This window comes from Corallococcus aberystwythensis (assembly GCF_003612165.1).
Classification (GTDB): domain Bacteria; phylum Myxococcota; class Myxococcia; order Myxococcales; family Myxococcaceae; genus Corallococcus; species Corallococcus aberystwythensis.
The window spans coordinates 1-10,680 of record NZ_RAWK01000312.1; the positions used below are offsets into that span (position 1 = coordinate 1).

9 protein-coding genes and 2 pseudogenes are annotated in these 10,680 nt (G+C 69.2%); 8 read left to right on the forward strand and 3 right to left on the reverse strand.

What is annotated here, in order from left to right:
* Positions 1-312 (reverse strand): annotated as a pseudogene (locus tag D7W81_RS35440) (transcriptional regulator); the annotation flags it as partial.
* Between the two features lie 243 nt (positions 313-555).
* On the opposite strand from D7W81_RS35440, the gene D7W81_RS43845 reads away from it, so the two are divergent.
* From D7W81_RS43845 to D7W81_RS35455, 3 genes are read left to right on the forward strand one after another with little or no spacing between them, the layout of a single operon-like run.
* A complete protein-coding gene (locus D7W81_RS43845; protein ID WP_244227663.1) occupies positions 556-2,940 on the forward strand; it encodes a lamin tail domain-containing protein in 2,385 nt (794 codons plus the stop codon).
* 50 nt (positions 2,941-2,990) lie between these two features.
* Positions 2,991-3,578: a hypothetical protein gene (locus D7W81_RS43850; protein WP_244227664.1), complete on the forward strand. Its 588-nt coding sequence runs from the start codon at positions 2,991-2,993 to the stop codon at positions 3,576-3,578.
* The gene (locus tag D7W81_RS35455) at positions 3,575-4,144 is read left to right on the forward strand and encodes a head protein (protein WP_120559805.1); all 570 of its coding nucleotides are present in this window, start codon (positions 3,575-3,577) and stop codon (positions 4,142-4,144) included. Before D7W81_RS43850 ends, D7W81_RS35455 begins: the two co-directional genes overlap by 4 nt.
* 18 nt (positions 4,145-4,162) lie before the next feature.
* On the opposite strand, the gene D7W81_RS35460 is transcribed toward D7W81_RS35455, so the two are convergent.
* A complete protein-coding gene (locus D7W81_RS35460) occupies positions 4,163-4,819 on the reverse strand; it encodes an outer membrane beta-barrel protein (protein ID WP_120559806.1) in 657 nt (218 codons plus the stop codon).
* Positions 4,820-5,028: 209 nt separating this feature from the next.
* On the opposite strand from D7W81_RS35460, the gene D7W81_RS35465 reads away from it, so the two are divergent.
* The 3 genes from D7W81_RS35465 (at position 5,029) to D7W81_RS35475 (ending at position 8,724) form a co-directional block, all read left to right on the forward strand.
* Positions 5,029-5,721 (forward strand): hypothetical protein, encoded by a 693-nt coding sequence (locus tag D7W81_RS35465; RefSeq protein WP_120559807.1) that lies wholly within the window; start codon positions 5,029-5,031, stop codon positions 5,719-5,721.
* Positions 5,722-5,881: 160 nt separating this feature from the next.
* Positions 5,882-6,805 (forward strand): DUF2381 family protein, encoded by a 924-nt coding sequence (locus D7W81_RS35470; RefSeq protein WP_120559808.1) that lies wholly within the window; start codon positions 5,882-5,884, stop codon positions 6,803-6,805.
* Positions 6,802-8,724: a serine/threonine protein kinase gene (locus tag D7W81_RS35475; protein ID WP_120559809.1), complete on the forward strand. Its 1,923-nt coding sequence runs from the start codon at positions 6,802-6,804 to the stop codon at positions 8,722-8,724. The genes D7W81_RS35470 and D7W81_RS35475 overlap by 4 nt, the downstream gene beginning before the upstream one ends.
* Before the next feature lie 6 nt (positions 8,725-8,730).
* Here the strand turns inward: D7W81_RS35475 and D7W81_RS35480 are convergent, their stop codons facing one another.
* On the reverse strand, positions 8,731-9,501 hold the full coding sequence (locus D7W81_RS35480; RefSeq protein WP_120559810.1) for a hypothetical protein: 771 nt from the start codon (positions 9,499-9,501) through the stop codon (positions 8,731-8,733).
* A 247-nt stretch (positions 9,502-9,748) separates the two neighbouring features.
* Here D7W81_RS35480 and D7W81_RS35485 point away from each other — a divergent pair, with 247 nt between their 5' ends.
* Positions 9,749-10,420 carry an RNA polymerase sigma factor gene (locus tag D7W81_RS35485; protein ID WP_244227665.1) on the forward strand — a complete coding sequence of 224 codons (672 nt, stop codon included), beginning with the start codon at positions 9,749-9,751 and terminating at the stop codon, positions 10,418-10,420.
* Positions 10,417-10,680, forward strand: a pseudogene (locus D7W81_RS35490) (hypothetical protein); the annotation flags it as partial. The gene D7W81_RS35485 and the pseudogene D7W81_RS35490, both read left to right, overlap by 4 nt.

Consider the following 10,680-nt stretch of genomic DNA (forward strand, 5'->3'; position numbering starts at 1 on the left):
CTTGGGGGCCTTGCCTTCGACGGGGGACGCAGGGGGCGTGGGGCCGCCGGCGCCGGGCTTGAAGGCCTCCTCGACGGTGGTCTCCACGCGGCGCACGGCGGTCTCAATCTTCTCCGCGGCCGTCTTGGTGGTGACGGTGGCCCAGGTGCGCAGCTGCACGAGGCCTTCCTTCACCTTGGCCTGCTTCTCCGGGTCCTTCACCTCCTTGAGGAGGCGCTCGGCCTCGCCGCGGAGGTCGTCCGTGGTGCGCTTGAGGTCCTCGCCGGTGCGCTTGAGGAAATCCATCAACTGCCTGTCCCACTTCTCGGCCATGACGCGTCTCCTCCGTCTGCTCGAAGCCATCCAACTGTACGTGCGGACCGGGCGCAAAGCCTTCCGCGCTGTCCGTGAAGGACGGCGAAGTGCGCCATCGATTGCCGTGTGGCAGTGCGTCAGGCGCTCCGCCGGGGTGCAAGTAGGGGGGGCTCGCGACAGTCGGATGGCAGACACGTTAAGGTGCGTGCCCTCTTCCGGGGAGGCCGCGTTGGGGCGGGCCCGGTGCTGGAGCGTTCCTTTATGTCGTCCCGGTCCCTCCGAGCGCTCGCGTCGCTCGTCCTCGTCACCTCCCTCGTCACGTTGGCTGCCTGTGGTTCGGAGGAGCCAGGGTCCACGGGGCCGGTGCTGCCGCAGGTGGCGCTGCCGGCGGCCACGGTGGGCGCGCCCTTCGAGAAGGTATTCACGGCGACGGGCGGCACGGCGCCGCTGACGTACTCGGTGGACCAGGTGCCGCCGGGCTTCTCCTTCTATGGAGACAGCGGGCGGCTGGTGGGCCCCGCGACGGCGGACGGCGAGTGGACGATGACCGTCGTGGTCCGCGACGCGAAGGGCGCCCAGCACACGCGAGGCTATGCGTTGCGCGTGTGGCCCGCGCCCGTCATCACCACGGCGTCGCCGCTGCTGGGCACGACCGAGGGCCACGCCTACACCTTCACCTTCAGCGCCACGGGCGGGACGCCGCCGCTGACCTGGTCGCAGGCGGACGGGGCGATTCCGCCGGGCCTGGACCTGACGGAGGACGGGGTGCTGACCGGCACGCCGCAGGGTCCGGGGCTGTATGAGTTCACGCTGCGGGTGGAGGACGCCAATGGCGCGCACGCGGAGGCGGTCATCCAGCTGCCCGTGAAGACGTCGTCCGGGGATCTGCCCGACGGGGGTCCCATCACGGACGGCGGGACGAAGACGGATGGCGGCACGACGACGGACGGCGGCACGACGACGGACGGCGGCACGACGACGGCGACCCTGAAGGTGGGCAACTGGAACATCGAGTGGTTCGGCGACGCGACGGCGGGCAACGGCCCGAGCGACGAGGCGCTGCAGATGGCCAACGTGACGGCGGTCATCGCGGACGCGGGGCCGGACGTGCTGGGCGTGGCGGAGATCGTCGGCGAGGCCGCGTTCAACTCGCTGACGGCAGGGCTCCCCGGCTACAGCGGCCTGCTCGCCAGTGGCTACTACTACGGCCCGGCGGACCAGAAGGTGGGCCTGCTCTACAAGACGGACGCGGTGGAGCTGGTGAGCGCGAACGTCGTGCTGACGGAGTGCGCGCAGGACTTCGCCTACCGGCCGCCCCTGCGCGTGGACCTCAAGGTGATCCGCAGCGCCTCGAAGGTGGATCTGACGGTGATGGTGCTGCACATGAAGGCGTACGCGGACTCGCCTTCCTATGCGCGGCGTCAGGGCGCGGCGGCGTGCCTCAAGGACTACATGGACACGTCCCTGCCGACGCAGAACGTGATGGTGCTGGGCGACTGGAACGACGACGTGGACGAGTCCATCTATTACCTGCCGGCTCAGTATCCCGACCCCGCGAAACCTGCCCCGTCGCCCTACGCGAACCTGGTGAACGACCCCGCGCGCTACAAGTTCCTCACCCAGCCGCTGTCGGAGTCCGGGGAGCGCTCGACGGTGAGCAACAGCCAGTTCATCGACCATCAGCTGGTGACGAACGAACTGGCGAAGTACTACGTGGCGCCCACGAAGGTGATCAAGCCGGGCGTCGCCAACTACAAGAACACCACGTCGGACCACTACCCCATCTTCAGCCAGTTCAACTTCGGGACGGTCGCGCAGGCGCGCAGCGTGAAGCTCACCGCGCCCAACGGCGGTGAGACGCTGCAGGCGGGCCAGACGTTCAACATCACCTGGACGTCGAGCAGCGTGTCGCAGGTGGACATCACGTACACGCTGGACGGAACGGTGTGGCGCTCGGTGGCGGCAGGCGTGGCGGCGGCCGGTGGCCGCTACACGTGGACGGTTCCGAACGAGTCCTCCACGGCCGCGCGAGTGCGCGTGGTGGACTCGACGCGCGCGGACGTGTCGGACGTGAGCGATGGGGTGTTCACGCTGACGCGGCCGACGCAGCAGGTTTTCATCAACGAGTACCTGCCGCAGCCCGACCCGCCCGCCACGGGTGGGACGACGCCGGACTACGACCAGCAGTTCGTGGAGATCTACAACGCGGGCCCGGGGTCGGTGGACCTGAGCGGCTGGAAGATCCACGACGCGAAGTCGTACTCGGGCGTGGAGGCGGCGCGGCACACGTTCGTGTCCGGCACGGTGTTGCCGGCGGGCAAGGCGTACGTGGTGTACTCGGGGGTGTCCGCGGTGCCGGTGGGGGCGCAGTACGCGACGTACGCCAACAACAACGGCTACGGGTTGCGGTTCGACCGCGGCCTCAACCAGAGTGGCGCGGGCGACGCGGTGTACCTGGTGCGCGCGGACGGCACGGTGCAGGACAGCCATTCGTACCTGACGGCCGACGTCTTCGTGTACCAGGGCTATTCGTTCAACCGTTCCCCGGACACGAGCGCCACGGGGTCCTGGGGCCTCTGCTACAACGTGGGCGGCAACCTCTACCTGTCGACCCCGGGCCGCCGGGCGAACGGCAGCGCGTTCTGAGCGGTTGCAGGATGCGTGTCTGGAGTCAGGTGGGGAGGAGCGTCACGGCCGTGGCGCTCTGCGTGTGGCTCGCGGCCTGTGGAGCGACGCGCGCGGCGGTGGCTCCGCCGTCGCCGGAGGAGCTTCCCCGCCAGGTGCTGCTCCTGCGGGAGGCTCCGGATGGGAGCTTCACCCAGGAGTGGCGGCCCGCCGGGGACTTCGACCTCGCCCGCTACGTGAAGGCTCCCGAGGGCCGGCGCATCGTGCGGACCGCGCGCTCCGTGCGAGACTGTGATGCGGAACATCTTGAGTGCATGAGGCAGTGCAAGAGTCGCCCAGTCCCCAAGGGGTTCGGCCATGTCCGCGTTCCACGCGGCGATGGTGGCAAGGAAGCCTATTGCAACGAGCAGTGTCTGCCGCCCTATCAGGACTGCATCAAGCTAGAGCAGCTCCAGCCCCAGAAAGTAACCTCGCTGGAAGCGTTGTCGGATTGGGCAAGCCGACACCGTAAGTCCCTTCTGGTTGGCGCTGTCGTCGTCGTCGCGGGGGTTGCCTTCGTTGTTGTCTCCGCGGGTGCGGGACTGGTTGTACTGGCTCCCGCATTGCTCATGGCAACCGAAGGTGCGTCCGAACTGCCACTGGCGGAGACCGTGCCGTGACCAATCCATTCGACCAGTTGGAAGTACTCGGGCGGATCCTGCTCGACGACGCACCGACGACGCCCGGCAGTGAGGAGGCGATCCGCGTCGCCGCGAATGCCATCCAATTCATCTGTGCGACCGGCCAGGACCAGGCATTCGAGGAGTACGTCCAGAGTCTCCATGCCGCCGCCCCGCCCCTTGTCATCGGCCGGTTCGCCACGAAGGCAGAGGCAGAGGCGGCCATGGCCGCTCGGAGGTGGCCGGTCCGCGTCGCCGCCGTGCTGATCGGGGACGACTACCATACCGCCATGTTCGTTCCGTCCACCGGAAGAACCCACCTGGTCCGGGCAGAAACGTTGGGCTTCTACCTCCAGGCCATGGCGGATGAACAACTCAAGCCCTCGGGCTTGTCCTTCGCCACGAAGGCGGAGGCGGAGGCGTGGATGCACCAGCAGCCCACGCCGCCCCAACAGGTGGTCATCGACATCGCGGGGGCGCCGTATCTGGCGGCCTACCACCACCGCATCGACTACCGCGTCCTCTATCCCCTCCCCGCCCCCACGTCTCCTTCGCCGGAGACGTGAGCGCGCGAGGAACGCGGACTACAGCCGGAACTGCACGCGCACGCCCGGCTGGATCCAGACGTGGATCTGCTTCTCGTCGCTGGAGAGGTCGTCGCTGAGCTCCGCGGCGTTGCCCAAGCGGATCGTGGCCTTGTTGTACTGCCCCACGGACGCGGAGATGTAGGGCCCCACCGCGATGGAGCGGGTGAGCTGGAGGTCCACGCCGAAGTGGGCGTGGCCCAGGTCATAGCCCTCGAGCTTGAACCAGGAGTTCCCCGCCCCTTCGCCCACTTCCAGCGAGCCGATCTCATAGCCCACGCCCACGCCCACCCAGGGCGAGACGAAGCCGTCCGGCCGGAAGTGGTAGTCCAGGTCGATGCCGAAGCGCAGGACCTTGGCCTTGCAGTCCGCGCCGTCCGAGCACTCGTCACCGGGACCGGAGCCGATGCCGTACTGGAAATAGGCTCCCAGCGAGAGCCGCCGGTTGAAGAAGTAGGAGACGTCCACCTGCGGCGCCACGGTGCTGCCGAACGTGTCCTTCAGCGAGAGGTCCGTGCCGGCGTCGCCCGCCGGAATGCCAAAGGCGCCACGCACGCCCAGCGCGAGCCCGGAGTTCGAGGGTTCCTGCGCCGCCGCCGGCAACGCGCCCAGGCAGGAGGTCAGCGCCAGCGATGCGATGAAGTGTCGAGCAGTCATGTCGTCCAGGGTGAAGGGGCCGTCACGCGACGGCCGTGGGAGTTGATGGCGCCACGTTCTGCAAGCCCGTGGCCAGGGCCTGCCCTGATGCGGGCGCCCTGGGTTCGTACTCGGAGGACCCTGGGAATGGCCCTGGAGCGCGACAGGAATGTCAGCCCTCTGATTCGGACACCGGCGTCACACGCCGTGCGAGAGTCACGGCCCGAGCCATGACCTCCGCCCTCCTGACCGAAGACTCCGACATCCTCCGCTGGCTGCACGCTGAACGCGGAGCCCGTGGGTTGGCGCGCATCGAGCTGTCCGCGTCGTTGAAGCACGAAGGGACGCTCCATGATGACACGTTGATCTTCACGGCGCCGGATGGAGCGCTGACCTTCGGTTCGCTGCCGGAGGCACCGCGCGCCCAGGTCCGGGAGCGGATGCAGCGGTATCACGCGTCGGCGCCCGGGTTGGGAGACATCGGGCTGTCCATCGTCTGCGAGGCGGAGGGTCCACCGCGCATCCGGTGGAGGGATGAGGCACGGCGGCAGCAGGACGCGAAGGAGCAGGCCCGCGCGGAGGCCCACTTCGACGCACGGCCCTACGGACGCGCGCTGGCGCAGCGGGTGGCGGAGCTGCTGGACGCGGGGGCGGACCTGTCCATCGTCCTGGATCCGCGCGAAGGCGTGTCCCGCGCGCTGTGGAGGTCCGCGGATGGCACGTACGCGCAGGGCCTCCGGTACATCCAGGGGGACTCGCAGGCGAAGCAGACCTTCGCGTCGCGGGAGGCGTTCATGCGCTGGCTCGCGGAACAGAGCGACGAGTCCCTGGCGAAGGCGGAGCACCCTGACGACCCTCGCATGTGGGGGCTTGGGACGTTCAACCGCACGTACTTCGCGCGGAAGACGGGGCGGCGGTCGTAGGGCGCCCGCCCGCGACTTTCGAGTAGGGCTTTCCCCTCAGAACCCTTGAGGTAGGCTGGGTTTTCCTTTCTCCGGCCGATGCATCCAGGTCTCCCAGGCCCGTGGACGCCCATGCGTGTCAGCCCTATCTGTTAGGTTTGAAGGATGGAGGTGACCCGTGATGTCGCTGTCCACTTCGGTCATGCCCCTGGTGCTGACGGTCCTGATGGGCACCACGGCGGTGGCGCAGTCCCGGACTCCCGTGATGCGGGAGCGCAAGGCCCGGCAACTCACCCTGCGCGCGGAGGAGCCTCCGGTGCTGATTGCGCTGCATGTCGCCGCCCATGAGGTGACCACCGTCACCTTCGATGCGCCCATCGTTCCGGAGTCCGTGGACCGGAGCGTGCTCGCGCCGTTCTTCTCTCGCGTGGCGGTGCATGAAGACGTCCTCGTGCTCAAGGCGTCCATGGACATCCCCGCCGGCAAGGAGCCGGTGCTCACCGTGCGCTTCGCTGGAGCCGGTGCTCCCACGCAGGTGGGCTTCGTGCTCACGACCGTGGAGGCGGAGGTGGATTCGCAGGTGGAGGTGCTCCGGCAGGGACGCACCGCGCAGGATTTGGGGAAGGAGCTCGCGGACCTGCGGGCCCGGTGCGCTGTCACCGAGGCGGGACTCGCGCCGCTGCGTGCGCAGTGCGCGCTCAGTGGGCTGGGTGGCGCGGTGTTGACGGGGGCAATCACTCGAAAAGGTGTCGCGGTGGATTACCTCGGGGAGCCTTCCGCGAGCCCGGGCATGCGCGCCACGAGCCCCCATGTGCTCTACCGCACGGAGAACGCACGTGCCCTGTCGACCTCGCTGTTCAACGTCGTGGGGAGCGCCCCTTGGATACCGGGCTTCGCTCGGATGACACCACGCGGGCCCAACGCACTGCCCGCCCGTGAGCTCCCTCTGCTCATGCAGGTGAAGCAGCTCGCGCCTGGGGAGCGAGCCACCGTGGTGGTGGAGTGGAACGCGCTTCCGGACCTGCCTCCGGGGACGCACTTCACCTTGGAGCTGCTGGACGCGAAGGGCGAACGCGGCGTCCGCTGGGAAGAGGTGGCGCCATGAGCCCGCACGAGGCAACGCCCGGCGAGTCTCAACATCCAGCATCCACCCAGCCCGCTCAGAAGCCCCATGGCCCTGCCCGGCCTGCCTTGCTGCTGATGGCGGATGCACTTCCTCCGGGCACCCCCATCGGTCCCTGGCGCGTCCTCCGTCGAGTGGCGTCAGGCGGGTACGGCACGGTCTACGTCGTTCATGCGAAGCACCGTCCTCGCGGCAGGCGGTACGCCCTGAAGCTGGCCCGCCAACCCGACAGTCCCTGGTTCTCACGCGAAGCAGAGGTGCTGTCCCTCTTGCGGCATCCAGGCGTGCCTCGCTTCGTGGAGGCCGGAGCATGGCGGCCGGGTTCCGGGAGCCATCCGTTCCTGGTCATGGAGCACGTGGCCGGCGAGTCGCTTTATGAGTGGGCCCGCGCGCGCAACCCCACGGCCCGCGAGGTGGGCGCATTGCTCATCCAAGCCGTGGAAGTCCTGGCCTTCGCGCACCAGCACGGGGTCCTGCATCGCGACGTCAAAGGCGACAACCTCCGCGTCCAGCCCGGTGGACGGCTGACCCTGCTGGATTGGGGGGCGGGCTGGCATCCCGAAGCGAAACCCCTGACCGGAACAGGTCAGCTGCCTCCTGGCACGGCTCACTACTTGAGTCCCCAGCTGCACCGCTGGCGGATGGCAGCGCCGTCGCGGGAGTGCCCTCGCTACGGCGTCGCGGATGAGCTGTACGCATTGGGAGTCACCTTCCACCGACTGCTGACCGACAGCTATCCAGCGCTCACGTTGGAAGGAGAAGAACCCGCGCGCGCATGGCCCAACCCGCGGGTGCCGGATGCGCTGGCGTCACACGTCGTCCGGCTGCTCGCGTTCGCGCCCGAAGCACGACCTGCCAGCGCATCCGCCCTGGCCTCCGAACTGCATCAGGTCCTGCCCCATGCGGATGCAACCTGGGACCTGCCCCTGTTCGACTGGGCCACACCGCCCTCTGATTCTTCACGCACGACAGAGGAGGCGCCCGGGATGGAAGGGCCGGTGGCTCCGGGTCAGGAGGTGCCGCTCCAGCACGCACGTCTCCAGCGCCCGGACCGGATCCAGCGCCTTCGTGAAGCCCGCGAGCTGCGTCGCCGGGTTCCCCGACATGTCGCCCGGATGGAGGCCCAGGACATCCTCGCCGCGAGCACGGTGCGCCGCCGACAGACGCTGCGAGCCCTGTGGCGTCACGGGGCCGTGGGCTTCACATGCGTGGTGTCCATGGTGTGTCTGGGCTGGAGCCTGGGACTCTTTTCAAGGCCCGGCATGGATGCGTCCGCGTCCCCTTCCATGCCTCCCGTGGCGCGGGCGCCTGGGCCCGACCAAGCTGCCGCGTCCGGAGCGGCCCCTCCTTCCCCCGCGCCGCTTCGGCAGGAGAAGGACGCCATGAGCATTCCCTTGAAGCAGGATCCACCTGTCCGCGGCCGTTCGCTTTCACGCGGCTGCACGTGGGTTGCCGGTGCGGCGACAACCCTCATCGCATGCTCGGGTGCTCAGGTGGTGCCCAAGCCCCAGCGGTGTCCCACGGAAGCGCTGGAGGCGATGAAGGCGTTGAAGCTGCGGCGGGATGCGAAGGTGACCGTCACGGTCGACATCCGCTATCCCGACCGCCTGGATGCCGCCGCCGACATGCTCGCCGTGCACGACGGAGACATCATCAGCGTCCAGGAGGAAGAATACGGCGGGCTTCCGAAGGGCACCCTGCTCTACGGACGGCTGTGGACAGGGGGAGAACGGGTCATGGGCCGCTACACGCGAGCGGAGACGCCTGACGGCCGTACCTACCCGGTCTGCTTCGTCCTCGGGAACGACGATGGCTTCTGGCCGCTGGAGTCGGGCTCCAAGCCCGGTGCCGCCCTGCTTCCCCGGACCGCGGGCTACACCGTGGTGGACGCGTTCCCGTAGCGCCCCTCAACGTGGGTCGCGCAGCAGGCTTGTCAGGGCGATGTAGAGCTCCAGCCCCCTGAAGTACCACAGCGCCAGGACCGCGCTCCCCAGCACGAGCCCCCCGAACGCCAGCCCGGCGCGGCCGACGGGGGGCCGTGCCTTGCCCTCCACGACGAGCCGGAGCGCCCACGCGCCACAGAAGACGGCGAGCGGCGCGAACAGGGGCGTGATCAGCGCGGCCAGGCCGTAGCGCCACGCATGGTGCGCCATGGGGTTGTCCTGCTGCCGTGCCCGATAACGCTCCAGTGCCGGACGCGGGACGTCTCGCTGGAAGAAGAGCTGGTTGCGCGCGCTGCGGTGGGCGAAGAGCGCGCAGCCTGTGAAGAAGAGGAAGGCCATCAACAGCAGGGGCCTCGCGTCTTCGCTCCACTTCACCCAACCGATGAGCGTCAGCACCGCCAGGGTGATGAGCAGCGCATGCCGCGCCCAGGGCCGGCCCATGTAGAAGCCCGCGGCCACGCCCGTCACACCCAGGAGCACCGCCGAAAGGGGGATGACCCCGGCGTTGTTGGACCGCGCCACGGCTCCCAGGATCCATGACGCCGAGATGAGGTCCACGGCCGCGGTGAGCAGCGCCACCGCCTCGGCCCACCCGTCGCGCTTTCCCAAGTGGGTGAGGCGGAACAACTCCAGTGCGTCCGCTTCCGGAGGACGGGAGGCATTCGCCTCGCTGTCGTTCTGCGGAAGCTCAGGAGAAGGCACGACCTGGGACATGGTCGTGGGAGCGTACGGCAAGTTCCCACATTCCAGAGTCCCCGGAGCCAAGGCGGTGCGGGCCGCGAACCTCCCCGACGCTCGATGCAGGATTCGAACCCGTGGCCGCTGGCTCTGAAAGCCAGCGCCCGGGCTCAAGAAAACGCGCGCCGTGCGTGTGGCGACGACCTGAATTTCGGGGTCATTTCGTATCTCATTTCCAGAAGGGGCCCGGCCGGGCCCCTCGGATGGAGCCTTCCGCGTGCTGCCAGGAACCGAGCGGTCAGTCTTGGAGGCCTTCCGCCGGGGTGACACCGCCGTGCTCACCCAGGTCTACCGGACCTATTCGCCCGAAGTGCTGCGCTACCTGTCCCGGCGCTTCTCCGTCCATTCGGAGACGGGCATGCGCTCCGTCGCGCTCACGCCCCTGGACCTGGACGCCGCCCACCAGGAGACCTTCGTCCGCGCCTTCCGCCCGAACATGCGCCAGGCCTACGACGGCGTGCGCCCCTACCTGGGCTTCCTGCTCACCGTCGCGCGCTCCACCGCCATCGACCTGATGCGCGCCTCCGGCCGCGTGGCCCGGGAGGCCATCCCCCTGGATGACGCGCCGGAGCTCACGCACGCCTCCACCGAGGCCAAGAGCCCGGAGGAAGAGGCCCTGGGCGCCGAGGTCCGCACGCTCGTGCGCCGCTTCCTGGAGGCCCTGCCCGCCGAGGGGCGCGCCCTGGCCCAGCTGCGATTCATGGACGGCCTGTCCCAGGAGTCCGCCGCCGACCAGCTCAAGCTCACCCGCGGCGAGGTGCGGGTGCGCGAGCGCCGCCTGCGGTTGCAGTTCACCGAGCACCTGAAGGACTCGGGCTGGTTGGACAGTGACGTCGCACCGGGACGCCTGCAGCTGGGCGCCCTCCTGGCCACCCTGGCCCTGCTGTGCGCCATCCCATTCGGGAGCCTCCCATGAAGTGGTACGAACGACATGTGGACGCGGGACTGACGCGCTGGTCCCTGGGGGAGCTGTCCGCCCCCGAATCCTCGCGGCTCCTGCGCCACGCCCACGCCTGCACCCGCTGCGGCACCCGCTATGACAAGTGGGCCCGCGCCCACCGCGTCTTCGAGTCCGGCGGGACGGACACCCCCACCTCCATGGAGCTGGAGGCGCTCACCGCCGCGGGGCTGGAGGCCGCCCTCACCGCCGCCGCGCCCCCGGACGCCGCCCCGTCC